This is a genomic window from Streptomyces sirii, assembly GCF_045690365.1.
Taxonomy (GTDB): Bacteria; Actinomycetota; Actinomycetes; order Streptomycetales; family Streptomycetaceae; genus Streptomyces; species Streptomyces sirii.
Map to the genome: position 1 here is coordinate 7,475,552 of NZ_CP147982.1, position 25,444 is coordinate 7,500,995.

General features: G+C 72.4%; 24 protein-coding genes. 6 read left to right on the forward strand and 18 right to left on the reverse strand.

All coding sequences use genetic code 11. The features are described from left to right. Positions 1–68 precede the first annotated feature (68 nt). The 3 genes from WAB15_RS33260 to WAB15_RS33270 are packed head-to-tail and all read right to left on the reverse strand — an operon-like array spanning position 69 to position 4,695. Complete coding sequence (locus tag WAB15_RS33260; protein WP_399150272.1) at positions 69–1,631, reverse strand: GMC family oxidoreductase; 1,563 nt, start codon at positions 1,629–1,631, stop codon at positions 69–71. A 14-nt stretch (positions 1,632–1,645) separates the two neighbouring features. Further along, positions 1,646–3,229: an APC family permease gene (locus WAB15_RS33265; protein WP_407288511.1), complete on the reverse strand. Its 1,584-nt coding sequence runs from the start codon at positions 3,227–3,229 to the stop codon at positions 1,646–1,648. Beyond that, a complete protein-coding gene (locus WAB15_RS33270; RefSeq protein WP_399150270.1) occupies positions 3,226–4,695 on the reverse strand; it encodes an aldehyde dehydrogenase family protein in 1,470 nt (489 codons plus the stop codon). The genes WAB15_RS33265 and WAB15_RS33270 overlap by 4 nt, the downstream gene beginning before the upstream one ends. A gap of 277 nt (positions 4,696–4,972) precedes the next feature. Between WAB15_RS33270 and WAB15_RS33275 the strand changes: the two genes are divergently transcribed. Then, the gene (locus WAB15_RS33275; protein ID WP_407288512.1) at positions 4,973–5,425 is read left to right on the forward strand and encodes a DUF6314 family protein; all 453 of its coding nucleotides are present in this window, start codon (positions 4,973–4,975) and stop codon (positions 5,423–5,425) included. A gap of 28 nt (positions 5,426–5,453) precedes the next feature. Here the strand turns inward: WAB15_RS33275 and WAB15_RS33280 are convergent, their stop codons facing one another. Both WAB15_RS33280 and WAB15_RS33285 read right to left on the reverse strand, forming a co-directional pair. Beyond that, entirely contained in the window at positions 5,454–6,338 is an 885-nt protein-coding gene (locus WAB15_RS33280) for a class I SAM-dependent methyltransferase (protein WP_399150268.1), read from the reverse strand. After that, positions 6,319–7,086 (reverse strand): ABC transporter ATP-binding protein, encoded by a 768-nt coding sequence (locus WAB15_RS33285; protein ID WP_399150267.1) that lies wholly within the window; start codon positions 7,084–7,086, stop codon positions 6,319–6,321. Before WAB15_RS33285 ends, WAB15_RS33280 begins: the two co-directional genes overlap by 20 nt. A gap of 301 nt (positions 7,087–7,387) precedes the next feature. Between WAB15_RS33285 and WAB15_RS33290 the strand changes: the two genes are divergently transcribed. Next, complete coding sequence (locus WAB15_RS33290) at positions 7,388–8,203, forward strand: SAM-dependent methyltransferase (RefSeq protein ID WP_399150266.1); 816 nt, start codon at positions 7,388–7,390, stop codon at positions 8,201–8,203. A gap of 103 nt (positions 8,204–8,306) precedes the next feature. Here the strand turns inward: WAB15_RS33290 and WAB15_RS33295 are convergent, their stop codons facing one another. Both WAB15_RS33295 and WAB15_RS33300 read right to left on the reverse strand, forming a co-directional pair. Beyond that, a complete protein-coding gene (locus WAB15_RS33295; protein ID WP_407288513.1) occupies positions 8,307–9,212 on the reverse strand; it encodes a helix-turn-helix domain-containing protein in 906 nt (301 codons plus the stop codon). 112 nt (positions 9,213–9,324) lie between these two features. Next, positions 9,325–9,567, reverse strand: a complete 243-nt coding sequence (locus tag WAB15_RS33300; protein WP_399150264.1) for a DUF397 domain-containing protein — start codon at positions 9,565–9,567, stop codon at positions 9,325–9,327. Positions 9,568–9,761: 194 nt separating this feature from the next. Between WAB15_RS33300 and WAB15_RS33305 the strand changes: the two genes are divergently transcribed. Both WAB15_RS33305 and WAB15_RS33310 read left to right on the forward strand, forming a co-directional pair. Next, positions 9,762–10,292, forward strand: a complete 531-nt coding sequence (locus WAB15_RS33305) for an ATP-binding protein (RefSeq protein ID WP_407288514.1) — start codon at positions 9,762–9,764, stop codon at positions 10,290–10,292. A 57-nt stretch (positions 10,293–10,349) separates the two neighbouring features. Next, positions 10,350–11,255, forward strand: a complete 906-nt coding sequence (locus WAB15_RS33310; protein WP_399150262.1) for a LysR family transcriptional regulator — start codon at positions 10,350–10,352, stop codon at positions 11,253–11,255. A 22-nt stretch (positions 11,256–11,277) separates the two neighbouring features. On the opposite strand, the gene WAB15_RS33315 is transcribed toward WAB15_RS33310, so the two are convergent. The 4 genes from WAB15_RS33315 to mutA form a co-directional block, all read right to left on the reverse strand. Further along, on the reverse strand, positions 11,278–11,652 hold the full coding sequence (locus tag WAB15_RS33315; protein WP_407288515.1) for a coenzyme f390 synthetase: 375 nt from the start codon (positions 11,650–11,652) through the stop codon (positions 11,278–11,280). Between the two features lie 166 nt (positions 11,653–11,818). Next, on the reverse strand, positions 11,819–12,859 hold the full coding sequence (meaB, locus tag WAB15_RS33320) for a methylmalonyl Co-A mutase-associated GTPase MeaB (protein ID WP_407288516.1): 1,041 nt from the start codon (positions 12,857–12,859) through the stop codon (positions 11,819–11,821). Between the two features lie 13 nt (positions 12,860–12,872). Further along, positions 12,873–15,083 (reverse strand): methylmalonyl-CoA mutase, encoded by a 2,211-nt coding sequence (scpA, locus tag WAB15_RS33325; protein ID WP_399150259.1) that lies wholly within the window; start codon positions 15,081–15,083, stop codon positions 12,873–12,875. Further along, positions 15,083–16,987: a methylmalonyl-CoA mutase small subunit gene (gene mutA / locus WAB15_RS33330; protein ID WP_407288517.1), complete on the reverse strand. Its 1,905-nt coding sequence runs from the start codon at positions 16,985–16,987 to the stop codon at positions 15,083–15,085. The genes scpA and mutA overlap by 1 nt, the downstream gene beginning before the upstream one ends. A gap of 143 nt (positions 16,988–17,130) precedes the next feature. On the opposite strand from mutA, the gene WAB15_RS33335 reads away from it, so the two are divergent. Next, positions 17,131–18,411 carry a DUF4185 domain-containing protein gene (locus WAB15_RS33335; protein WP_407288518.1) on the forward strand — a complete coding sequence of 427 codons (1,281 nt, stop codon included), beginning with the start codon at positions 17,131–17,133 and terminating at the stop codon, positions 18,409–18,411. 16 nt (positions 18,412–18,427) lie between these two features. Here the strand turns inward: WAB15_RS33335 and WAB15_RS33340 are convergent, their stop codons facing one another. Genes WAB15_RS33340 through WAB15_RS33355 form a run of 4 tightly spaced genes read right to left on the reverse strand, consistent with a single transcriptional unit; the run spans position 18,428 to position 21,714 of the window. Then, positions 18,428–18,829, reverse strand: a complete 402-nt coding sequence (locus WAB15_RS33340) for a DUF1992 domain-containing protein (RefSeq protein ID WP_407288519.1) — start codon at positions 18,827–18,829, stop codon at positions 18,428–18,430. Between the two features lie 37 nt (positions 18,830–18,866). Then, entirely contained in the window at positions 18,867–19,514 is a 648-nt protein-coding gene (locus WAB15_RS33345; protein WP_407288520.1) for a hypothetical protein, read from the reverse strand. Next, a complete protein-coding gene (locus WAB15_RS33350) occupies positions 19,511–20,998 on the reverse strand; it encodes an ATP-binding protein (RefSeq protein WP_407288521.1) in 1,488 nt (495 codons plus the stop codon). The genes WAB15_RS33345 and WAB15_RS33350 overlap by 4 nt, the downstream gene beginning before the upstream one ends. An 8-nt stretch (positions 20,999–21,006) precedes the next feature. Then, entirely contained in the window at positions 21,007–21,714 is a 708-nt protein-coding gene (locus WAB15_RS33355) for a response regulator (protein ID WP_399150253.1), read from the reverse strand. A 153-nt stretch (positions 21,715–21,867) separates the two neighbouring features. On the opposite strand from WAB15_RS33355, the gene WAB15_RS33360 reads away from it, so the two are divergent. Further along, positions 21,868–22,644 carry a polysaccharide deacetylase family protein gene (locus WAB15_RS33360; protein ID WP_399150252.1) on the forward strand — a complete coding sequence of 259 codons (777 nt, stop codon included), beginning with the start codon at positions 21,868–21,870 and terminating at the stop codon, positions 22,642–22,644. Between the two features lie 100 nt (positions 22,645–22,744). Here WAB15_RS33360 and WAB15_RS33365 read toward each other — a convergent pair whose 3' ends face one another. The 3 genes from WAB15_RS33365 to WAB15_RS33375 all read right to left on the reverse strand — a co-directional run bounded on the left by WAB15_RS33365 (position 22,745) and on the right by WAB15_RS33375 (position 25,411). Next, complete coding sequence (locus WAB15_RS33365; RefSeq protein WP_399150251.1) at positions 22,745–23,158, reverse strand: SsgA family sporulation/cell division regulator; 414 nt, start codon at positions 23,156–23,158, stop codon at positions 22,745–22,747. Positions 23,159–23,309: 151 nt separating this feature from the next. Beyond that, positions 23,310–24,896 (reverse strand): PH domain-containing protein, encoded by a 1,587-nt coding sequence (locus WAB15_RS33370; protein WP_407288522.1) that lies wholly within the window; start codon positions 24,894–24,896, stop codon positions 23,310–23,312. Then, entirely contained in the window at positions 24,893–25,411 is a 519-nt protein-coding gene (locus WAB15_RS33375; RefSeq protein WP_384432983.1) for a PH domain-containing protein, read from the reverse strand. The genes WAB15_RS33370 and WAB15_RS33375 overlap by 4 nt, the downstream gene beginning before the upstream one ends. Between the last annotated feature and the right edge of the window lie 33 nt (positions 25,412–25,444).

A 25,444-nucleotide genomic window follows, 5' to 3' on the forward strand; every position in this document is an offset into this window, starting at 1 on the left:
AGGTCTTTGTCGTGCCCTGATCCGCGAGGCCGCCGGCCGTGAACCGCGAGCCGTGCCGCGCAGAGCGCTCAGCCACCCCGGATCAGGTCCGCACACTTCTCCCCGATCATCATCGTCGTGATGCAGGGGTTCACGGTCGTCAGGAACGGCATCACCGAGCCGTCGGCCACCCGCAGGCCGCTGACACCCTTGACCCGCAACTCCGGGTCGAGCGGGGCCGCGTCGTCGCCGGGTGCGCCCATCTGGACCGTGCAGGCGGGGTGGTAGACGGTGTTGTGGGTGTCGCGGATGTAGGCGAGCAGGTCCTCGTCGGAGTGGGCGGCGGGACCGGGGGCGAGTTCGACGCCGGCCCAGCTCGCCATCGGGGCCTGGGCGGCGATCTCGCGGGCGAGGCGGAGGCCGTGGGTCATGACGCGTACGTCGTGTGCGTGGGTGAAGTAGCGGGGGTCGACCTTGGGCTTGTCGCGGAAGTCGCGGGTGCGCAGGCGGACGGTGCCGCGGGAGCGGGCGCGGGTGACGTTGGGCGTGAGACAGAAGGCGTTGGACGAGGTGGGGTAGCCGCGCCGGTAGGTGTTCATGTCGAAGGGCACGGAGCCGTAGTGGAACATCAGGTCGGGGCGGTCCAGGCCGGGTTCGGTGTCGGCGAAGATGCCGATCTCCCACCACTGGGTGGAGGTGGTGGTCATGGGCTGCTTGGCCTCCCACATGATCACGCCCTCGGGGTGGTCCTGGAGGTTCTCGCCCACGCCCCGTGAGTCGACGAGCGGTTCGATGCCGACCTCGCGCAGGTGCTCGGCCGGGCCGATGCCGGAGAGCATCAGCAGCTTGGGGGTGTCGATGGCGCCGCAGGAGACGACGACCTCGCGGCGGGCGTTGACGGTACGGCTGTGGAAGAGGTCGGGGGAGAGGTACTCCACACCGGTGCAGCGCCGGGAGGGCGTGAAGTTCAGGCGCTTGGCCTGCAGCCCGGTGCGTACGTCGAGATTGCGGCGGGCCTCCATGACGGGGTGGAGGTAGGAGACGGAAGCGGAGGAACGGGTCCCGTCCGGGCGGCAGTTGATCTGGAACCAGTGCGCCCCGCGGACGACGGTCTTGCCGGTGTTGAACGGGGTGGTGGGGATTCCGGCCGCCGCGCAGGCCTCCAGGAGGGCCACCCCGCACGGGTCGCGCGGCGGAACGGTGCGCAGGGTGACCGGGCCGGAACGGCCGTGGTGGTCGCCGGGGGCGTCATTGCTCTCCAGCCGCTGGTAGAGCGGGAAGCAGTCGGCCGCGCTCCAGCCCTGGCACCCCCTCGCGGCCCACTCGTCGAGGTCCTCGGCAGGGGCCCAGAAGGCGATACAGGAGTTGTGCGAGGAGCAGCCGCCGAGCACCTTGGCGCGGGCGTGCCGCATGAAGCTGTTGCCGTTCTCCTGCGGCTCGACGGGGTAGTCCCAGTCGTACCCGGACTCCAACAGGCCCATCCAGCGGTCCAGACGCAGCACGTTGTCGTCGCCGACGTCGGACGGACCGGCCTCCAGCAGGCAGACCGTGACCGAGGGGTCCTCGCTCAGCCGCGCCGCCACGACGGCACCGGCCGTGCCGCCGCCGACCACGACATAGTCGAACTCTTCCACGGGGGTCTCTTGGGGCATCGCGCCGTCTCCCGTCAGGGGGTGGGGGTGGTGGGGGAGCCCGGGCCGCCCGGGCCGCCGTCGTCGGGGCCGACGGCGGCGTGCATGGCCAGGACACCGGTCCGCTTGCGCTGGACGAACCAGTAGTAGGCGAAGCCGCCGATCGCCACGACGCCGATGAACAGGAACGCGCCCCAGCGCAGATACCAGTGCTGCGGACCGGTCGCGTTGTAGACGGCGGCGCGCGGCCAGGCGAGGTTGAGGGACATCCCGATGCCCCAGAGGACCGCGAGGACGTTGATCGGCACGCCGAACCTGCCCAGCGAGAACTTCCCCTCCAGCGGGACCCACTTGCCGCGCAGCCGCTGGATCAGCATCGGCAGGGTGACCGACAGATACGCCAGATAGATCATGATGATCGCGATGCTGGTGATCACCGAGAAGATCTGCGGCTGGTTGACGTTGATCACCAGGATGCCGATCGCCACCAGCCCGATGACGACGGCGGGCAGCACCGGCGTCTGGAAGCGCGGGCTGACCTTGGCGAGCAGCGAGGCGGCCGGCAGGTTGTTGTCCCGAGCCATCGCGAACGCCAGCCGGATGCCCGCGGTGTGCACGGCCAGCTCGCACACGGTGATCGCGATGACCACGCACCAGAGCACGATCTGCCCCACCGTCGAGCCGAGGGTGGCGAGGACGACGTACTGCAGTCCGTCCACGGACAGCTGCTCGGCGTGCAGATCGGGCACCGAGAGCAGGGCGAAGAGCAGGATCAGCCCGCCGATCAGGAAGGACGCGACCAGGGCGCGCAGGATCGCCCGGGGCGCGTTGCGGCCCGGGTCCTTGGACTCCTCGCCGAGCGACGAGGCCGTGTCGAAGCCGTACATGACATACGCCGAGGCCAGCGACGCGGTCAGAAACGCCCCGAAGTAGCCGAGGGTTTCGCCCTCGCCCAGACCGAAGGTGTTGGTGATCGCTCCCGGGCCGCGGGTGATGTGCGCGGCGAGCAGCACGACCAGGACGATGGCGGCGATCAGCTCGATGGCCACGCCGGCCGAGTTGATCCGCGCCATCAGCTTGACGCCGAAGGCGTTGACCAGCGTGGTGAAGGCGACGAGGACGGTGCCGAGCACCACCGCATTGGCGGCCGCCGACTTCCCGGTGCCGTCGCCGATGAACTGGAACCACGAGGAGATCTGCGGCAGCGTCACCTGGTAGGCCAGGGCCACCGCAGACAGGGACACCATGGTCGCGGTCAGCATCATCCAGCCGCCGAGCCAGCCGATGTGCGGGCCGCCGAGCTTCTTGGCCCAGTTGTAGATCGAGCCGGCCACCGGATAGCGGGCGGCCAGCTCGCAGAAGCACAGCGCCACCATCAACTGCCCGACGAAGACCATCGGCCAGGACCACCAGTACGCCGGGCCGCCGTGGGCGATACCGAAGTAGAACAGCTGGAAGGTGCCGGTGAGGATCGAGATATAGCTGATGCCGGCGGCGAAGGTGTGGAAGTTGCCCAGGGTGCGCTTGAGTTCGGGCTTGTAGCCGAGTTCGGCGAGCGAGGCGTCGTCGTGCGCATGGTCGTCGCCGGCACGGGGGTGCACGGATCCGGGATCCGTCACTCGAACCACCTCTGCGGCCGCGGTGCGGTATTGCGCCAGATGTGCTTGGCCTCCTGGTACTCCGCCAGCCCGGCGGGTCCCAGCTCCCGTCCGACGCCCGACTGCTTCATCCCGCCCCACTCCGCCTGCGGTACGTACGGGTGGAAGTCGTTGATCCACACCGTTCCCGCGCGCATCCGGGCCGCCACCCGGTGGGCGCGCTCGCCGTCCTGCGTCCACACCGCCCCGGCCAGTCCGTAGACCGTGTCGTTGGCGAGCGAGACCGCCTCGTTCTCGTCGCGGAACCGCTCGACGGTCAGCACCGGCCCGAACGACTCGTCCCGTACGACGGACATGTCCGGGGTGCACTCGTCCAGGACGGTCGGCAGATAGTAGAAGCCGTTCGCCAGTGACGGGTCGTCGGGCGCCTTGCCACCGCAGAGCAGCACGGCCCCCTCGTCGAGCCCGGCCGCCACATACGCCTCGACCTTCGCGCGGTGCGCGGCCGAGATCAGCGGCCCGGTGCGGGCATGCTCGTCGAACGGCCCGCCCAGGCGGATCCGCTGGGCACGGGTGACCAACTCGTCGACGAACGCATCGTGCAGCTTGTCCTGGACCAGGAGCCGGGCGCCGGCCGAGCAGACCTGCCCGGAGTGCAGAAAGACCGCCGTCAGGGCGTAGTCGACCGCGGTGTCGAAGTCGGCGTCCGCGAAGACGATGTTCGGATTCTTGCCGCCCAGCTCCAGGGCGATCTTCTTCACCGTGGGTGCGGCCGCGGCCATGATGTGACGGCCGGTGGCCAGACCACCGGTGAACGACACCATGTCCACCCGCGGGTCCTCGGTCAGCGGTGCGCCCGCCTCCGGGCCGGTGCCCAGCACCAGATTGCCGGCGCCGGCCGGCAGCCCGGCCTCGTCCAGCAGCCGCATCAGATGAATGGCGGTGTGCGGGGTCAGCTCGCTGGGCTTGAGGATGAAGGTGTTGCCCGTGACGAGCGCGGGTGCGACCTTCCAGGCGGTCTGCAGCAGCGGATAGTTCCACGGGGTGATCAGCGCGCAGACGCCGACCGGCTCGTGCCGCACCGTGCTGTCGGTCTCCGCGATGCCGGTGTCCACCACCCGGTCGGTGCCGCCGGCCGCGCCCAGGTTGCCGAAGTAGCGGAAGCACTTGGCGATGTCGTCCATGTCGTAGGCGCTCTCGACCAGCCGTTTGCCGGTGTCCAGCGACTCCGCCCGGGCCAGCGCGTCCTTGTCGCGCTCCAGCAGCTCGGCGACGCGCAGCACCAACCGGCCGCGCTCGGCCGTCGGGGTCCGCGGCCAGGGCCCGTCGTCGAAGGCCAGCCGGGCAGCGGTGATCGCGGCCGCCGCGTCCTTCGGCCCGGCCTCGTCGACGGTCGCGACCAGCGTGCCGTCCGCCGGGCAGCGGATCTCCCGCACCTGCCCGTCGGCCGCTGCGGTCCACTGACCGCCGATGAACAGCTCCGGCATGGGGGGCCTCCGGTCTCCGGGCTCGTACGAGGCGGCGGCGAGCGGGCGTGCCGCCCTGGCCGACGGCGTACGGCCACCGGACCTCGGTGACGATCACTGCACCGAGCGTAAGGCGGGCACTCCGGGTCCGCACGGTACGAGGGGCCGGGGAGAGGGGAGCGGCGCGCGGGGTGGGGCCGATGGGGTGACGGGAGGGGGCGGGCGGGAGAATGGGGGCATGTCGGGGATGTCATCGAGCGGGCCGGTGCCACAGACGGGGGCGGGGTGCGCTCCGGAGGTGGTGCCGTATCCGGTCGCCGACGTCGCCGCCTACCTCGCCGGCCGCTGGCGCGTCGAGCGCACCGTGTACGACCTGCGGGCCGGTGTCGAGGGCACCTTCCGCGGGACCGCGGAGTTCCGGCCGGCCGGAGCCGGGGAGCCGACGGAGGGCGAGGGGCTGCTGCACGTCGAGGAGGGGCGGCTGATCTGGGACGGTACGGAGTACCCGGCGAGCCGCACCCTGCGCCTGTGCCCCCGCCCCGACGGCACCGCCGAGATCCGCTTCGCCGACGGCCGGCCCTTCCACGACCTCGACCTCAGGGGTGGACGGTGGACCGCCGTCCACCCCTGCTCCGCGGACCGCTACGCGGGGACCTTCACCACCGTCGCGGCGGACGAGTGGCTCCTGCGGTGGCGGGTCACCGGGCCGGCCAAGGACCAGCTGCTGCGCTCGGTATACCGGCGGGCATGAGGCGCGCGGCGTCCCCCGGTCCCCGGGCTCAGGCCGCCGGCTTCACCGCACGCAGGGCGTACAGCAGCGGGATGATCGGCTCCGAGGGCGGCAGCCGCCACCAGCCGTTCTCGGCCGGCACCATCGAGTCGAACCGCTTCCAGGGCAACAGCTCGGTCTCCCGCACCAGTTGGACGGTCAGTCCGGCGCCCACCACGGCGGAGACGACCTCGCCGAGGCCGTGCCGCCATTCGTAACTGGTCGTCGCCCCCTGCACCGGCGGGCCGTCGGTGTAGGTGCTGGGCGAATCGCTCCGTATGGCGCCGCGGCCCGCCAAGTAGTCGTAACGAAGCGTGAGTTGCTGCCGCTGCGGATCCGGGCTCGGCGCCGGTCCGAGGGCGTCCAGCAGCGGATGGAACTCGACCAGGTACAGCGTCCCGCCGGGCCGGAGCAGTGCGCTGACGATCCGCGCCCAGGCCGTCAGATCCGGCAGGTAGCACAGCGCCCCCTTGCCGGTGTAGACCACGTCGAAGCGGCGGCCGTCCAGCGCCTCCACGGCCCGGTGCACATCCGCCTGGACGAACTCCACCCGCCGGCCCGCCGCGTCGGCGAGCGTCCGGGCCGCCTCGACCGCCGCGGCGGAGAAGTCGAGCCCCACCGTGTGCGCGGCGCCCCGCTCGGCGAACGCGGCGGTCTCGGTGCCCAGATGGCACTGCAGATGCAGCACCTCGCGCCCGGCCAGATCGCCGAGGTCCGTCCACTCGAACGGTGCGAACCAGTCCTCGGCGGTCCGGGAGCCGTCCAGCCCGTAGAACGCGCTCGCCACATGGATCGGTGTGCGGGCGTCCCAGTTCGCCTGATTGGCCCGGACCATCTCCGCGACGCCGGGTAACGCCTCCGGTAAGGCCGCCGGCTCACTCATCTCTTCTGTCATCCCTCCCTTGTACCGGCCGGGTGGCCGGGCGACCAGAAGGGACGGCCGGTCCCGCGCCGCGCCGGCGGGTGAGGGCCGTCACCCTCCCCCGCGAGAGCGTCGCCAGCCGCGGCGCGTGCCGGGCGAGGGCGTCGTCCTCGGTGGCCACGACGCAGCTGAGCCGCCGCTCGCTCCACAGCCGTGCGAACACCGCGACGACGCAGGCCCGGGCGCCGGCCGGCAGACCGGCCGTCGGCTGATCCGCCAGCAGCACCGACGGCCGCTTCACCAGCGCCCGCGCCAGCGCGACCAGCCGTTGCGAACCGGCATCCAACTCGTGGGTCGGCCACGTCAGTTGCTCGTCGGGCACTCCGACCTCCGCCAACGCCCGATCGGCCAGCTCCCGGCAGTCGGCGGGGCGCAGCCCCAGCGGTACCAGGGCCCCGGCCACGCTCTGCCGGACGGTGAGCCCCGGCGGCAGGTCGCCTCCCGTGCCGAGGGCGATGCCGACCGACTCGGCACGGATCCGGGCCAGCCGGCACTCGGTGACCGTGGCCAGATCCGTGCCGTTGAGTACGACGCTGCCGCGGGTCGGCCGCTCCAGCCCGCCCAGGATCCGCAGCAGCGTCGACTTGCCCGCGCCGGCCGGCCCCCGCACGACGAGGCCGTCACCGTCCTCGACGAAGAGCCCGACACCGTCCAGTGCCCGCACCACCCCGCCGTCCCGGGCGCTGCGATAGCACTTGGTCACGCCGTCCAGGTGGTACATGGTGGCCTCTCCTCAAGGCCCCGGCCGGATGCGCGGCAAGCCTTCGGCGACCGTACGAATCGGGTGTGACCGGCCGATAAGCGCCGGGTGAGAGGGCGATGAGAATCGGCGGGGCACAGCCGCTCGGCGCCGGCGGCCCGCCGCCGGATGCGGAGCCGAGAAAGCGGAATTATCCCGCAGCTCTTCTGCAACAACCGCCCCGGCGTGGGTATGTTGGACGCTGCGCCGCGTGGTCGTTCCGACACGGAACGCTTCGGCGGTGCCATGGCCGATGGCTGTCGAAGCGACGGGAAAGCGTGGAATGAGCCAGGAAACACCACCGCAGTCGACCGCCGTCGACGTCACCATCCCGAGCGTCGCGCGGATGTACGACTACTACCTGGGTGGCAAGGACAACTACGCCGTCGACCGCGAGGCCTGCGACGAGCTGAGCAAGGTGGTGCCGAGCACGCAGGTGCTGGCGATCAACAACCGGCGCTTCCTGCAGCGGGCGGTCCGCTGGCTGGCGAGCGAACACGGCATCCGGCAGTTCGTCGACCACGGATCGGGCCTGCCGACGCAGGACAACGTCCACCAGGTCGCGCAGCGGATCGATCCGCAGTCGCGGGTGGTGTACGTCGACAACGACCCGATCGTGCTGGCGCACGGGCGGGCGCTGCTGGAGGAGAACGCCTACACGGCCGTCATTCAGGCCGATATGCGCGACACGGACGGCGTCTTCGGCAGCCCCGAGGTCGAGCGCCTGATCGACTTCGACCAGCCGGTCGCCGCGCTGTTCGTCTCCGTGCTGCACTGCATCCCGGACTCCGACGACCCGGCCGGTCTGATCAAGCGGGTCGCCGACCGACTGGCACCCGGCAGCTTCCTGGTGGTGTGTCAGCTGGTGAGCGAGGACGCCGCGACGCGCGAGTTCGTCACCGAGTTCATGCGGGTCAGCACCCATGGGCAGTGGGGCCGGGTGCGCCAGGCGCATGAGCTGGCCGGGTTCCTGGAGGGCCTGGAGGTCCTGGAGCCCGGCCTGGTGGAGGTCTCCACCTGGAAGCCGGACGCGGACATCGGCCCCAGGCAGCTCACCCAGGAGTGGATCGAGTACGGGGGCATCGCCCGCAAGCTGTAGGTGCGCGACGGCAGTCGACGGCGGTGACGGGAGCGGCGTGGCCTTCGAGAAGCCGCCCCTCGTCGCCGAACGGGAACGGGTCGGACCGCCCTGTCGCGGGCGGTCAGCACTCCTTGAGCAGCCGCTCCAGCATCGCCAACGACTCGCGTGGTGACTCCGACTGGGCGCTGAGCCGGTCCATCACCGCGAGGTAGTGGTCGACGTCATCGCGCTTGTCCAGATAGAGCGCGCTGGTCAGCTGCTCCAGATAGACGATGTCGGGCAGATCCGGCTCCAGGAACCGCAGGATCGTGATCGGGCCACCGGCCGCGGCCAGACCGCCGAGGCTGAACGGCGCGATCTGCAGCGTGACGTTGGGCAGCTCGGCCAGTTTCAGCAGATGTCTCAGCTGCCCGGCCATCACCTCCGGCCCGCCCAACGGGCGGCGCAGCGCCGCCTCGTCGAGCACCGCCCACACCCGCGGCGCGTCGGGGACGGTCAGCAGCTCCTGGCGGTGGACGCGCAGCCGCACCCGCCGCTCGATCTCCTCGGGTGTGGACCGCGGGTGGCCGAGCTGCGCCACCGCGCGGGCGTAGTCCGCCGTCTGCAGCAGGCCCGGGACGAACTGGACCTCGTACGTGCGGATCACCGAAGCGGCCTCTTCGAGGCCGAGATGCGTCTCGAACCAGCCGGGCAGCACATCGCCGTACTGATGCCACCAGCCGGGGCTGCTGGTCCGGCCGGCCAGCTTGAGGAAGTCGGAGCGGAGCGCCTCGTCCGTGACGTGGTAGAGCGTCAGCAGATCGGCGACGTCCCGCTCCTTGCAGCTCACTCGTCCCAGCTCCAGGCGGCTGATCTTCGCATGGGAACCGCGGATCGCCTCCCCGGCGGCCTCGCGGGTGATGCCGGCCGCCTCACGGAGCCGGCGCAGCTGGGTGCCCAGCACGATGCGCAGGACGGTCGGCCCGCCCCGCGGGTGTTCGAGGTACCGGCGCAGGGACGTATCACTGCTCGACTGCGCGGCGCACATGCTGACTCCCCTGAGTGGTCGGGCGAACGCCCAGTGTCCCATCGCCGCGAAAGTTCGTACAGTTGTGGCGACTATCCGAACGACATATGCGCCAATCTCAGCGGCATATGCCTCAGTCGCGCGCCACGAGATCGTCGAAGTCGCCGTCCTTGGCGCCCTGGACGAAGGCCGCGATCTCGTCGCGGGTGTAGATCAGCGCCGGTCCCGAGGCGAACCGGGAGTTGCGCACCGCCACCCCGCCGTCCGAAAGAACGGCCAGTTCAACGCAGTTGCCGCTGGGGTTGCTGCGGCGGCTCTTGCGCCAGACGGCACCTTCGATGCTGGTCGCCCGCATGCCGTTGGTCACCGGCTCCATAACAGCTGCTCCCTTGCTGGAGGAGAGTCCTCCGACCGATCCCGAGCCCGCGAACACGTTGGCGTGAACGAGCCCCTGTGCCGCCGTCCTTACCGATGTACTTGCAGATGCACTTGCATCAAGGGACGGTTGACGAGGATATTAGCCGTCCCAAGGCAGTTCGGCCCAGACCCGAAATCCTCGCGGAGACGTTGATGACCGCACATCCGGTAGAGACCGTGCACGACGCCCTTCGGGAGGAACCGTGTGAGGACTCCTGGTGGATGCCCGGCCCCGACGACTTCGCGGCCTGCGCGCTCAGCAGCTCCGCGCACACCGTCGCGGAGGCCCGCAGGTTCACCCGCGCGACGCTCGGCAACTGGCAGTTGTGCGCGGACGTTACGGAGGACGCGACGCTGGTCGTCTCCGAACTCGTCAGCAACGCACTGCGCCACGGCGTCCGGGCCGAGGAGGGCGGCGCCCCCGCCTCCCCGGGAGCCCCCGACGGCCGCGGCGCCCTCGCGCGCCGCCGACCGGCGTGGCTGGCGCTGACCCGGCAGGACGATGCCGTGCTGTGCGCGGTCTCCGATGCCGGTACCCACACCCCCGTCGTCCGACCCCGGGACCCGATGGCCGAATCCGGGCGCGGGCTGCACCTCGTCGACCGGCTCAGCGAGGCGTGGGGATGGACCCCGCCGGATCCTTCGGGCAAGACGGTGTGGGCGACGGTGTCGCTGCGCGGCTGAGACCGTATGTGACGATTCCCGGGACGCCGACACCCGAGCGGGAGGCCCGAGAAGCCGATGGATCTGTTGTCCCTGCGCTACTTCCGGGTGGTCGCGCGCCGTGAGCACATCAGCCGGGCCGCCGAGGAGCTACGGGTCGCCCAGCCCTCGGTGAGCCGTACGATCGCGCGCCTGGAGGCCGAGCTGGGTGTGCCGCTCTTCGACCGGCACGGGCGGGCCATCCGCCTCAACCGCTACGGCGCCGCGTTCCTGACCCGGGTCGAGCGGGTGCTGGACGAACTCGACGACGCCCGGCGGGAGCTCGCCGATGCCGCCGGGCTCGACGACGGCAGCGTCTCCGTCGCCGCGGAGACCCTGCTGCCGCTCACCGGGCTGCTCACCGGATTCCGGGCCGCGTACCCCGGGGTGGCCGTCCGCTGCTTCCAGTCCACACCCGAAGTGATGCTGCATCAACTCGGCTCCCGGCAGGTCGACTTCTGCGTCGCCTCGCAGCCGCTGACCGGGCCGGGGCTCGGCGCGGTGCGGCTGCTGCACGAAGAGGTGCTCCTCGCGGTGCCGGCCGACCATCCGCTGGCCGGGCGGGAGCGGATCGCGGTGGCCGACCTCGCCCGGGAGCCCTTCATCACCACGGGGCCGGGACACTGGCAACGCGCCCTGCTGGAGCGGCTGTTCGCGTCGATCGGGCGGCGCCCGGTCATCTCCTGCGAGGGCGAGGAGCCCGGCGCCACCCACCATCTGGTCGCGGCCGGCCTCGGCGTCGGCCTGATGCCCTCGCTCGCCGTTCCCGACCTGGCCCGGGTACCGCTGGCCTGGCTGCGGCTGGACGCCCCCGACTGCGTACGGACCCTGAACCTGGTGCGCCGCGAGGACAGCTATCTCTCCACGGCCGCCGAGCGGTTCCGCGATATGGCGGTCGCCCACTTCGCCGCACGGGCGGCGCTGCGTCCGGACGCGGACGGGTAGGCCGGGCGGCCCGGCTCGTCGCTCAGGGCCGGTCCGGCGCGTCGGGCCCGGACCGGCCCCGTTCGCCCGCGGGCCCGCCGGTGAACGGGCCCGCACCGTACGTATGCAGCGTGATCGCGATCTCGTGGGCCGACGGGCAGTCCTCCGCCAGCTGACCCATCTCCCTTGCTGTCACCGCCAGTTGGCGTCGCACGCCGTGCTGGCAGGCTTTGGCCAGCCGGTCGGCCTCCACGGCCGACAGCCGCACGCCGGGGCGCAACTGGACATGGATGACCGGCCGGGACTCCAGCGCACCGTCCGCGGCCGGTGCCAGACAGAACCCCTCGATCAGCTCGGCCAGCGGATTGTCGTCGTACAGCCCGTGTGTGACGTCCTGCGGATTGATGGTGGCCCCCATGGAAGATGCGGAAAGCGTCCCGCCCCTACAGTCATCGACATACTCGGGGCCGGGCGCGGGGGCGTCATGAGTGCGGCTACTCAAGTCCGCGGATGAGTAGCACGAAACCCGTCACAGCGGGCGGCGGAGCCGCTGGGCGTCGGCCGCAAAGGCTCCGCCGGCCCCGTCAGCCCTGTGCGCCGTCCGCCAGCCCGAACGCCGCCAGCAGCCGCTGTGCGGCCAGCGTCGCGGTGAGCTCGCCCTCGCGTACCGCACGCTCGACGTCCGGGCTCAGCCGGCGGACCTCCGGGTGCTCCTGGAGGCGGTCGATGAGCTGTTCGCGGACCATCGACCAGGTCCAGTCGACCTGCTGGGTGCGGCGGCGCTCGGCCAGCGCACCGGTCGATTCGAGGAGGGTGCGGTGCTGCTCGACGCGTTCCCAGACCCCCTTCAGACCGGTGCCCTCGCGGGCGCTGCAGGTCAGTACGGGCGGCGTCCAGACCGCGTCCGCGATGGGGGTCCCCCCTGCTCGAGCGTCGTCGAGAGCTTGGGGGCGCAACAGCCGGAGCGCGCCGGCCAGTTCGCGGGCCGCGGAGCGGGCGTCCCGCTCGTGCGGACCGTCGGCCTTGTTGACCGAGACCAGGTCCGCGAGCTCCAGTACGCCCTTCTTGATGCCCTGGAGCTGGTCGCCGGTGCGCGCCAGCGTCAGCAGCAGAAAGGTGTCGACCATGTTGGCGACCGTGGTCTCGGACTGGCCGACACCGACGGTCTCCACCAGGACGACGTCATAGCCCGCGGCCTCCATGACGACGATGGACTCGCGGGTCGCCCGCGCCACGCCGCCCAGCGTCCCGGACGTGGGGGAGGGGCGCACGAACGCCGCGGGATCGGTCGCCAGCCGCTCCATCCGGGTCTTGTCGCCCAGGATGGAGCCGCCGGTCCGGCTGGAGGACGGGTCGACGGCGAGCACCGCCACCCGGTGCCCCATCCCCGTCAGCAGCGTGCCGAGCGCGTCGATGAACGTCGACTTGCCGACGCCCGGCACCCCGCTGATGCCCACCCTGCGCGCCGCACCGGAGTACGGCAGCAGCTCGACCAGCAGCCGCTGGGCCGCCGCCCGGTGGTCGGGCCGGGTGGACTCGACCAGGGTGACGGCGCGGGCGATCCAGGCCCGGGAGCCCGCTCGGACACCCTCGGCGTACCGTTCGACATCGATCGTCGCAGGCATGACCCCCCCCGCTCTACAGCTCGTGGCCGAGGACCGACGCCAGGTCCCGCACCAGGTCGTGGGCCGCGTCGGGGATCACCGTGCCGGGCAGGAAGACCGCGGCGGCGCCCATGTCGCGCAGCGGCTGCACGTCCTGCGGCGGGATCACCCCGCCCACCACGATCGTGATGTCGTCGCGCTCCTCCGCGGCCAGCGCCTCGCGCAGCGCGGGCACCAGGGTGAGGTGGCCGGCGGCGAGCGACGACACCCCGACGATGTGCACATCGGCCTCGACCGCCTGGCGGGCCACCTCCGCCGGCGTCTGGAACAGCGGGCCGACGTCCACGTCGAAGCCCAGGTCGGCGAAGGCCGTGGCGATCACCTTCTGGCCGCGGTCATGGCCGTCCTGGCCCATCTTGGCCACCAGGATGCGCGGTCGGCGCCCCTCGGCACGCTCGAACTCGGCCACCAGCGCCCGGGTGCGCTCGACACCGGAGGAGGGCCCCGCTTCGTCTCGGTACACACCGGAGATCGTACGGATCTGGCCGGAGTGCCGCCCGTAGACCTCCTCCAGTGCGTCGGAGATCTCGCCCACGGTCGCCATCGCGCGGGCCGCGTCCACGGCCAGCGCCAGCAGGTTGCCCTCAAGTCCCTTGCCGGGGCCGGACTTCGCCGCCTGCGTCAGTGCCCGCAGCGCGTCCTGGCAGGCGGCCTCGTCGCGCTCGGCGCGCAGCCGCTTGAGCTTCTCGATCTGCTGGGCGCGCACCGCGGTGTTGTCGACCTTGAGGACCTCGATCTCCTCGTCGGACTCCACCCGGTACTTGTTGACGCCGATCAGCGCCTGCCGCCCCGAGTCGATCCGCGCCTGCGTACGGGCCGCGGCCTCCTCCACGCGCAGCTTGGGGATGCCCGCGTCGATCGCCTTGGCCATCCCGCCGGCCGCCTCGACCTCCTCGATGTGCTGCCAGGCCCGGCGCGCCAGGTCGTGGGTGAGCTTCTCGACGTACGCGCTGCCGCCCCAGGGGTCGATGACCCGGCAGGTGCCCGACTCCTGCTGCAGGAACAGCTGGGTGTTGCGGGCGATGCGGGCGGAGAAGTCGGTGGGCAGGGCCAGCGCCTCGTCCAGCGCGTTGGTGTGCAGCGACTGGGTGTGGCCCTGGGTGGCGGCCATCGCCTCCACACACGTGCGGGTGACGTTGTTGAAGACGTCCTGCGCGGTCAGCGACCAGCCCGAGGTCTGCGAATGGGTGCGCAGCGAGAGGGACTTGGGGTTCTTCGGCTCGAAGCGCTGGACCAGGCGCGCCCACAGCAGCCGGGCCGCGCGCAGCTTGGCGATCTCCATGAAGAAGTTCATGCCGATCGCCCAGAAGAAGGAGAGGCGCGGGGCGAAGGAGTCCACGTCCATACCGGCCGCCATGCCCGCGCGCAGATACTCCACCCCGTCGGCGAGGGTGTATGCCAGCTCCAGGTCGGCCGTCGCGCCGGCCTCCTGGATGTGGTAGCCGGAGATCGAGATGGAGTTGTAGCGCGGCATCTTCTGCGAGGTGTACGCGAAGATGTCGGAGATGATCCGCATCGAGGGCTGCGGCGGATAGATATACGTGTTGCGGACCATGAACTCCTTGAGGATGTCGTTCTGAATGGTCCCGGCCAGCTTCTCGGGCGGTACGCCCTGCTCCTCCGCGGCGACGATGTAGAGGGCGAGCACCGGCAGCACGGCGCCGTTCATCGTCATGGACACGGTCATCTTGTCCAGGGGGATGCCCTCGAAGAGCTGCCGCATGTCGTAGATCGAGTCGATGGCCACGCCCGCCATCCCGACGTCGCCGGTGACGCGCGGGTGGTCGCTGTCGTAGCCGCGGTGGGTGGGCAGGTCGAAGGCGACCGACAGGCCCTTCTGGCCGGCCGCGAGGTTGCGCCGGTAGAAGGCGTTGGACTCCTCGGCGGTGGAGAAGCCGGCGTACTGCCTGATCGTCCAGGGCTGGTTGACGTACATCGTCGGATACGGGCCGCGCAGATACGGCGTGATCCCCGGGTACGTCCCCAGGAAGTCCAGGCCCGCCAGGTCCGCCTCGGTGTACAGCGGCTTGACGTCGATGCCCTCCGGTGTCTCCCAGGTCAGGGCCTCGACGTCCTTGCCGGTGGCCTGCGCCACGGCCTGCGCCCACTGCCCGGCGTCGGCCGAGGTGGCTGCTCCGGCCGGTTCCCCCAGCTCGATACCGCTGAAGTCGGGGATGTTCCCCATCACGCCACCTCCATGACGTCCAGGGCCGAGGACAGCGCCTCGACCGCGTCGCAGCCCGCGAAGACGAAGCCGTCCACCCCGGCCGCCACGAATTCCTCCCGGTGCTCGCCGGGCTTGCCGGCCAGGTGCACCCGCCGCGCACCCGCGGCCTTCAGTGCGGCCGCCACCGCCGCCGCCTGCTCGCCGTACACCGCGTCGGCGGAGCACAGGCAGGCGATGCTCGCACCGCTGCGGGCGAACGCCTCGGCCACCGACCGCGCGTCCACGGTCTCCTGAACGGTCTCGATGCCGCCCGCCTGGAAGAGGTTGGCGGCGAAGGCCGCCCGCGCGGTGTGTGCCGCCACCGGGCCGAGCGCGGCCAGGAACGCCTTCGGGCGGTCCCCGGTCGCCTCCAGGTGCGCGTCGGAGCGCGACCGCAGCCGCTCGTACGCATCGTCCCTGCGCACCCGCGGCAGCCCTCCTGCGGACTCCGCCCGGGGTGATCCCTCGCCGACCGGTGCGGGTGCGGGCTCGCGCCGTACGGGTGCCTCGGCGAGGTGCGGGAACTCGCTGACGCCGGTGATCGGTTCGCGGCGGTGCGCCAGGTCCTCGGTGCGGCGCTGCCAGGTGCGCGCGAGGCGCTCGCCGAGCATCCCGGAGCGCAGCGCCGCGGCCTGGCCGCCCGCGCCCTCGATCTCCTGGAAGAACTCCCAGGCCGCGCGGGCCAGTTCGTCGGTGAGGTGCTCCACGTACCAGGAGCCGCCCGCCGGGTCGATGACCTTCGACAGATGCGACTCCTCCAGCAGCACCGACTGGGTGTTGCGGGCGATCCGGCGGGCGAAGGCGTCGGACAGGCCCAGCGCCGCGTCGAACGGCAGCACCGTCACCGCGTCCGCGCCGCCCACGCCGGCGGACAGCCCGGCGACGGTGGTGCGCAGCATGTTCACCCAGGGGTCCCGACGGGTCATCATCACCGTGGAGGTGACCGCGTGCTGGACCTGCGCGGACGCCTCGGGCGAGGCCCCGCACACCTCCGCGACCCGCGCCCACAGCCGGCGGGCGGCGCGCAGCTTGGCGATGGTCAGGAACTGGTCCGCGGTCGCGGCGAGGCGGAACTCCAGCTGCCGGCAGGCCTCGTCGACGCCGAGCCCGGCGTCCGTCAGCTGCCGCAGGTAGGCGACGCCGGTGGCCAGCGCCGTGCCCAGTTCCTCGGCGGCCGAGCCGCCCGCCTCGTGGTACGGCAGCGCGTCGACGGCCAGCGCGCGCAGCGCGGGCGCCTCGTGGGTGCAGCGCTGCGCCAGCCGGGCCGCGGCCTCCAACTGGACCCGGAGCTTGCTGTCGTCGCCCGTACGGGCCAGCAGACCGAGCGGGTCGGCGCCCAGGCAGCCGGCGGCCTCCCGCAGCGGGGCACCGGACGCGGTGTACAGCCGCAGCAACTCCTCGGCGGCCGGGGTGAAGTCGGCGCCCGCGTCCAGGACCACCGCGGCCAGGTCCAGATAGACGCCCTTGAGCGCCTCTTCGAGACCGGCCACCGGTACTCCGCCGTCCCCGACGGTCAGCCAGACCGAGGTGGCGCCGTTCTCCAGGTCGGCGAGCACCGCCTCGTTGGCGCGCCGCGGATCGGTCTGGACATGGCGCTGGCGTACGTCCCAGCCGGCGACGGCCGTGCCCTCGGGGCGGCCGCCCCGCACGAAGGGCGCGACCCCGGGGAGGCCCGGGGCGGCCGCGCCGTCCTCGGCGGTGTACAGCGGGCGGATGCGGATCCCGTCCTGGAGATCCGTGGCGAGCGCGTCCTCGGCGGCGGCGCCCGTTGCCTCTGTGACGCCCGATTTGCGCAGCACGCCTTCGACGAGGCGCTGCCACTGCGCTCGGTCGGCATCCGGGAATGCGGCAGCCAGGGGGAGTTCGGGGGACTCGGCGGTCATGGCAGCAGGCTAGGCGAACGACCGTTAGCTGGAGCAGGGGCTCCAGCTGTGACGTTGCACTCGTTGACCTCTCATTGATGTTCATATCTATGCGTCGGTGACCGGTTCGCTACGGTGGGCCCGGCACCCGATCAAGGAGCGCGATGCCCAAGGCGCCGATCCTTCGCACCACCGCCGTCGCCGCCCTGCTCCTGGCGGTCGCCGCGCTCCTGTGGGCCCTGCCGAGGGCGGCCGCACCGGACCGCGCCGGGGGCTGCGCCGGACGCCGGATCGCCTCATGGTCGGTCGATTCCCGGCATACCGGAGAATTCGCCCGCTACGGCAATGACAACACCCGGGTGGACGACTGGACCGGCGGCGACGGCACCCACTCCGTGCGCCTTCCCGACGGCCGTACGCTCTGGCTCTTCTCCGACACCTTCCTCGACCGGATCCAGCCACCGCCCAACCCCCAAGGACAGAACCGCCGTTGGCGCACCGCCGACGCCGGCGGCACCCCCTTCCTGCGGCACAACTCCGCCGTGCTGATGTCCCCTTCGGGCCTACTGGAGCGCACCCTGACCGGCGGCACCCCGGCCGCCCCCGGACCGTTCTTCCCGGACCTGCCCGACGGCGGCTGGCGCTGGCCGGTCCACGCGAGCGTGGAGCCCCGTACGCCCGGGGCGCGCGAGAAGGTCGTCCGCGTACTGCTGTGGAACCGCGCCCCCGGCACCGGACCGTGGCTCTTCGGGGTGCCGCGCAGCACCGAGGTCGCCACCCTCTCGCTGCCCGGCCTGCGCCTGGAGGGCATCGAGGAGACCGTCGGCCAGAGCGCCGTCGCGGACCCGGGGCGGCGGGTCCTCTACGGCGCCGCGGCGGTGCGGGACGGCGGCTGGACCTATGTCTTCGGCGGCGACGACCCGCCGTCCGCGCCGGGCTCCAGTGCCTACGTCGCCCGGGTCCCGGCCGGGCGGTTCGCGGACCGGGGCGGCTGGCGGTTCTGGGACGGTGCGCGCTGGCAGCGGCGGGCCGAGCGGGCCCGGCCGGTGCTGCGGGACGGCGGTCGGCGCGGTGTCGGCAGCGCCTTCACCGTCCTGCGCGACGGCTCCGCCACCTGGGTGCTGTTCACCATGGACACCGGGCGCGGCGGTGCGGCCGGGCTGCGGACGATCACCGGCTACTGGGCCTGCTCGCCGCAGGGGCCCTGGCACGGCCCGGTCGGCCGCCTCACCCCGCCCCGCCCGCCCGCGCCCGACCCGCACCACATCGCCGCCTACAACCCCCAGGTCCACCCGGAACTCTCCGCGGACGGCGAGCTGCTGCTCAGCTACGACATCAACTGGCTGGGGCCGCCCGGGGTGCCGGCCGACACCCGGCTCAACGGCGACGTGGATCTGTACCGGCCGCGGTTCGTGCGCGTACGGATGGCGGACACCGGGCGGTGAGCCCGGCGCGGTGCGCTCAACTCCCGTGCCGCGCCCGCCACTTGCCGGCCTGCTCGTCGATGTCGAACGGGATGAGATTCAGCGGGGGGCCTTCGCGCGGGGTCCGCAGCGCCGCGCGGATCCGCTCGTTGACCGCCGCCAGTATGCGCCGCAGCGCGGCCTCGGTGGGGGCGTTCGCGGCGGCCTCCAGGGCATCCTCGGCCTCCTTGCGCAGAGCCAGGCTCGGCGGCAGGTAGGACAGGTGCTCCCGGCCCATCTTCTCCTTGATCCACCACATCTCGTCATACGGTTGGTCGAGATGGCGCAGGGGCTTGCCGGCCCCGGGGAGGTCGGCGAAGTCGCCGCGCTCCGTCGCCTCGCGGATCTGCTTGTCGACCCAGGTCTCGAAGGTGACTCCGGGTGGCTTGCGCTCCGTCATCGCGTTTCCCCAGGATCCGGCCTGTACGTCAGCGCTGTCAGCCTACGCCGCCGCCCGCGCCGCCGGTACCGCTGTTCGCCGCGCCCCCCGGAGTGGGCTGGACCACCGGGAAGGCGTTGTTTCCGCCGCACACCATGGGGCCGACCCGGACCGAGTCGCCCACCACGGTCACCGTGACCTGGCCCGGCGGCTTGTCCCCGGGCACTCGGGCATTGGCCGCGGTGCACACCAGCTGGTTCAGGGAGGCGGAGTCCAGCAGCTTGGCGTTCACCGGCAGAGTGATCACGACCTTGCCCTCGCCGCTGGAGGCGGTGAGGCGGCTGGGGAACTTCGGCAGCACGCTGGACAGGCCCCGCATCCGCTCGGCGTGGTTCGGCCCCTCCATCAGCAGCTCGATGGCCTGCTCCGGATCGACCGGAGCCTTCGCCGGGCGGGTCGCCGAGCGCAGCCCGGACGGCCCGTAGAAGAACAGCTGGACATCGGCCACCTGCTGGCCGGGCGACTTCACGCCGCCGGCGGGCTCACCGGCGTCGATCACATCGGTGGGTGCGATACCGCAGCCGGCCAGCGCGACGGCGAGTGCGACGGCGAGCGCGCCGGTGACCGCGCCGGTGACCGCGCCGCCCAGCACCCGGCGCCGGGCCCGCACCGTACGCGGGGCGTTCGGGGTCTGCGTCGTGCTCATGCGTCGTTCTCTTTCCCGCCGCCGGCCGCCTCGGCGCCCGTCTCACCCGGCTCGTCGTGGCGCAGCGGCAGATCCACCGTGAACACCGCGCCGCCGTCGGGGGAGTTGGCGGCGCGCAGGGTGCCGCCGTGCAGTCGTACGTTCTCCATCGCGATGGCCAGGCCCAGGCCGCTGCCCTCCGAGCGGGCACGGGCGGAGTCCGCCTTGTAGAAGCGCTCGAAGACATGCGGCAGGACCTCGGGGTCGATGCCGGGGCCGCTGTCGGAGATCTCGATCAGCAGCCGGTCGGCGCCCGGTTCCGGCGTCCTGAGCGCCACCCGGACCGGCTCGCCGCCGTGGTGCAGCGCGTTGCCGACCAGGTTGGCGACGACCACATCGAGCCGCCGCGGGTCGAGTCGGGCCCGCACGTCCGCCGGCAGGTCCGTCGCCACCCGCTTCTGCCAGGCCCTGGCCTGCAGCGTCTTCTGGATGGTCTCGGCGACATCGACCTCGTCCGGATGGAGCGCGGCGGCCCCGGCGTCGAACCGCGAGACCTCCATCAGGTCCTCCACCATCCGCGCCAGCTTGCCGGTCTCCTGGCTGATCAGCCGGACCGCGGAGGCGGTGTCGGGGTCGAGGGAGTCGGCGTCCTCGTCGAGCACGTCGGTGACCGCGGTCATCGCCGCCAGCGGTGTCCGCAGCTCGTGCGAGACGTCGGCGGCGAACCGCCGGGAGTTGGACTCCAGGCGGCGCAGCTCGGCCATGCTCTCCTCCAGCCGGGCCGCCATGTCGTTGAACGTCAGGGACAGATCGGCGAGCTCGTCGGCGCCCTTGACCTCCAGCCGGGTGTCCAGCTTGCCCTCGGCGATCCGCCCGGCGGCCTGCCGCAGGCCCCGCACCGGCCGCAGCACCCCGCGCGCGGCGAGCAGCGCCGGGATCACGGCGAGGATGAGCACCGGCAGCGCGCCCCGCTGCGCGGCGGTCACCAGCGCCTCGACGTTGGACTCCTCGGCGCTGAGCGGGAGCTGGGCGTAGACGGACAGCGCGGAGGCCGCGCCGTCGGACTGCCGGACCGGCATCCCGATCAGCAGCCACGGGTCGCCGCCGCGGTCGATCCGCTGGAACGCCGGAACATGGCGCTTCTCCACGCTCGCCTTGAGGTCGGCCGGGATCACCACACTGCGCCGCAGACCGCCCTCGTCGCTGTCCGGGACCCCGCGGTAGTGCACGGAGATGTCCCATTCGCGGGACTTTCCGGAGCGCTCCAGCTGCACCCGGAAGTTGTCCAGGTCGGCCTGGGCCGGCGGCACGGTGAGCTCCGGCGCCAGCGAGTTGACCTGCGCCCGCAGGTCGTTGACGGCGATGTCCTGGGAGCGCTGGAGGATCGCGTTACGGGCCTCGCGGTAGGTCAGCAGCGCGGTGGTCAGCGCGCTGACCGTGGCCACCACCAGGAACCCCACGACGAGCCGGGCCCGCAGGCCGCGCAGCAGCGTGCGGGACGGCACCAGGCGGTTCACAGCGGCCCGAAGCGGTAGCCGAAGCCGCGCACGGTCTGGACGTAGCGGGGGCTGCGCGGGATGTCCTCTATCTTCGTCCGCAGCCGCATCACGCAGGCGTCGACCAGTCGCGCGTCGCCGTGGTAGCTGTGCTCCCACACATGCTCCAGCAGCTGCTGGCGGCTGAAGACCTGCCCGGGCGTGGCGGACAGGAACAGCAGCAGCTTCATCTCCGACGGCGCCAGCGCCAGGTCCTGGCCGGCCTTGGCGACGACCAGACCGGCCCGGTCGATGGCCAGTTCGCCGTAGGTCTCCACGGGGGCGGGGCCCGGCTCCGCCACGGCCGGCGCACCGTCCGCGGGCAGCGCGGTGCGGCGCAGCACGGCACGGATGCGCGCTTCGAGGACCTCACCGCGGGCCGGTTTGACGATGTAGTCGTCGGCCCCGGCCTCCAGTCCGAGCACCACGTCCAGATCGTCGCCACGCGCCGTGAGCATGATGATCGGCAGCTGCCGCTCGGCCCGGATCAGCCGGCAGACCTGGAAGCCGTCCTTCCCGGGGAGCATCAGATCCAGCAGCACGATGTCGGGACGGAACGTCGGCAGGGTCGCCAGGCCCGCCTCGCCGCTGGCCGCGGCCGCCACTTCATGGCCGCGCCGCCGTAGCGCGAGGGTCACTCCGTCGCGTACGGCGGCGTCGTCCTCGATCAGAAGTACACGTGGCATGGGTCGAGTATCAATCAGTTTCATGATGGATCCGTAACAGGAGCAGCCTGCCCGATCCCGTGCCCATCTGTCGTGGTGGAAGGCGGCGGGCACCGGTATCGCCCACCGCCGTCCGCTATGGACACCAGCACGGCGTGAGGGGACGGGATCGGCATGGCACGGCGCTTCGGCATCGAGGGCGGGATCATCGGAGTGGCCGCGGCGGCAGTGGTGTCGCTGGCGGCGGCGGGGGCGCTGGCCTTCGCCCAACTGCAGGCCTCCGAGGCCGAGGCGGACAGTCCCGGCTCCGCCCAGCAGCGGCCCGAGCGGGCGCCGAAGATCGCGCCCGTCGACCCGTCCATCGCCCATGCCTCGGACCGCCCCGGTCGCAGCCTGAACATCACCATCGACGACGGACCGGACCCGGTCTGGACCCCGAAGGTCCTGGAAGTGCTCAAGAAGCACGAGGTCAAGGCGGTCTTCTGCATGATCGGCCCGCAGGCCAAGGCCCACCCGGACCTGGTCAAGCAGGTGGTGGCCGCCGGGCACAAGCTCTGCGACCACACCACCAGCCACAACACAGGCATGGACCACCAGCCGCAGAGCTACCAGTCCCAGCAGATCCTCGATGCGCAGAAGATGATCGAGGACGCGGCGGGCGGTGCGAAGGTGGAGTACTACCGCGCCCCCGGCGGCGCCTTCACCCCCTACAGCCGGCAGCTCGCCGCCGACCACGGCATGCGCCCGCTGGGTTGGAACGTCGACAGCAAGGACTTCGAGGGCGGTGGCGTCGCGTCGATCGAGGCGACGGTCCGCGGGGAGCTCACCAACGGGCCGACGGTCCTCTTCCACGACGGCGGCGGCAACCGCGCCCGGACCGTGGAGTCGTTGGAGCGGCTGCTGCCGTGGATGAAGCTGCAGGGCTACGGGTTCGGATTCCCGGAGCGGTAGGAGGCTACGAGACAGCAGCGCCGTGCGGGCCGTCGTACTCCGGGACACCCGGGGCGGCGGCCCGTACGGCGTTCCGGCTCGTGCCGAGCGGGCCCGCGCGTCAGGCCGCGCCGAACAACTCCGCCAGTCCCTGGTCCAGACCCAGGTACGGCGCCTCGCCGCCGGCGGGCACGGCCGCGTAGGACCGGGCGAGGAACCGCAGCACCTCGGCGGTCCTCAACTGGACCATCGCGATGCCCTCGTCGGCGTGGAACTCCATCACCGTGCGGTCCGGGCCGCACGGCCGCACCCGGACATCGCCCCGCCCGGCCGGTGTCCGCAGCCCCGCGTCCAGCAGCTCGCGGGCGAACGTCCAGTCCACCGCGGAGCCGTCCAGCGATATCTCCGGCGGGAAGGTCATCCGCACCGCCAGCGGGTCGGCGGGGAGGTAGCGCAGCACGGCGGGGACCGCGTACGTGCCGGGAGTGGTGGCGATGAGGCGGACCTGGACGGCGTGGTCGATGACGGTGTTCATCGCGCTGCTCCCTCACGGCTGGTCGGTCATGGGCACTGGCTCGTCCAGTAGGACGCCGTGCCCACTCCCACCGTGCACGCGAAGGGTGTGTGAGGTGCATCACGTTTAAGGGGCGTCGATCGACTGCCCTTACCCACTGAGGCAGTTGCCCTCAGGCCCGGTGCTGCTCCCCGGGCCGGACCAGGAACTCGTCCAGGATGCCCGGAGCCGCCGCCGCGGCGAACGCCGGAGCCTCGTCGGCCGCGAGGTCCCGGATGCGGTAGCCGTCCTCGCCCGCCGCGACCGCCGCGGTGAGCGTGACCAGGCCCGACCGGCGGGTGAACGGCGAGGTGGAGAACGTCCAGGCGGCGACCCCCTCGCGCTGCAGGGCGAAGGTGTCACGGCTGAAGGTCCCCGAACGCCCGACCAGATACCGGCCCTCGACGGCGTGCCCCAGGCTGCGGTACGCGTCCCCGGCCAGCCGCAGCGTCAGCGGCGTGCCGAGCACCGCGTAGATCCACGCGCAGTGCAGCAGTACGGGCGTGAACGCCGCGCCCAGGCCCCCCAGGACCGCGGTGCCGGGCAGCACCACGAACAGCAGGCCGCGTACCCGGCGCCGGCGCAGGGCGGCGCGCGGATGCGGCGCCAGCGGTGTCGGGCCGCAGCCGCCGGGGAACGGCGCGCGCAGTGCGCCGCCCGCCACCCGCAGCGCCTGCGCGCGCGGCGCCGGCGGCATCAGTCCGCTGCGCTTGCGGTTCTCCTCGCGGTTGCCCAGCCCGCCGGCCACCGCGCGCACCAGCGCGCCGCCGCCGGCCCGTAGCAGCAGGGGCTCGCGCAGCACCACACCGCGCAGCCGGGCCCGTTCGATGGTGACCGAGCGGGTGGTGAACAGCCCGCGGCGGACCCGCAGGGTGCGCGGGTCGGTCCACTCCAGGCGGTAGCCCCACCAGTTCTCGACGTACAGGACGATCGCGCCGAGCGAGCCGAGGGCGAGGACGGCCAGTAGCGCCGCCGGGATCGTCAGCCAGAGCGCGCCGGCGCCGAAGTCGACGAACGCCTGCCGGACGAAGCCGATCCGCCACGGCTCGATGCCCATACCGTCCAGCACCCGGTAGACCGATCCGGCCGCCACGAACACCCCGCCGACGACCCAGAAGGTCAGCGGTGCGTAGCGCAGCCAGCGCCAGCTGATGCGGGCCAGCACCGGATCCGTGGCGGCCCCCTCGGTGTCGGCGCGGGTGAGCAACTCCGCGCGCAGCCGGTCCGCTTCCCGGGTCGTCAGCGCCTCCAGCGACAGCTCACCGCCACCGTCCGCCGAGCCCGCCGTGCCGGCCCGCAGCACGGTGACGCCCAGCAGCCGGTGCAGCGGCGTCGCCGTCAGATCGACGGTGCGGATGCGGTGCAGCGGAACACTGCGCAGCCGCCGGTTGAGCAGACCGGTCCGTACGTCGAGGGTGTCGGCGGTGACCCGGAAGTCCGTACGCGCCCAGCGGATCAGGCCGAGCGTGGTGACGACGGCGAACGAGGCGGCGATGGCGGCGAGGCTGATCCAGGCCTTGGTGTCGATCCGGCCCCCGGTGGCCAGCGCGGTCAGCGCCAGGGAGGCCAGCGGCGCTCCCATCCAGCCGCAGTGCACCAGCAGGGTGCGGGGATCCAGCCGTCGCCACTGGGGAGCGGTGGAAGGGACGGCGTCCGGCGCGATGCGGGCGTCGTGCCCGCCGGACACGCCGGGCACCTCGGGAGGCAGCGGTGCGCTCATGCGGCATCACCCGGCACGGCCTGCGCGGCCTCGCCGATCAGCCGGGAGAGCTCCTCGGCGTCGGCGTCGGACAGTCCCGCGATCTTGATGTCGCCGGCGGTCGAGGCGGTGGTGACGGTCACCGTCGCCAGCCCGTACCGCCGCTGCAGCGGACCGCGCACCGTGTCCACCGTCTGCACCCGGGACAGCGGCGCGATCCGCCGCTTCTGCCAGAACCAGCCGCCCGCGGCGTAGACCGCGCGGCCGCCCAGCTCCCAGGCGTGCACGGCATAGCGCCAGCGCGGCATCACCACGAGATAGCCGACGGCCGGCAGCACGAGCACCACCAGCAGCAGCGGTCCCAGCCAGGGCAGCGCGCCGGGGAAGAACAGCAGGGACAGCACCGCCATGACGAGCGCGGTGAGCAGCATCGGGCCGCTGAGCGTCAGTAGGGCCTGCAGGGTCCACCAGTTGCGGGCCCGGGGGTCGACACGGTGGCGGGGCGGGCGCAGGAGCGGGGCGGCGTGCTCGGGCATCAGGGTGTCACCGGTTTCCAAGTCAAGCGTATT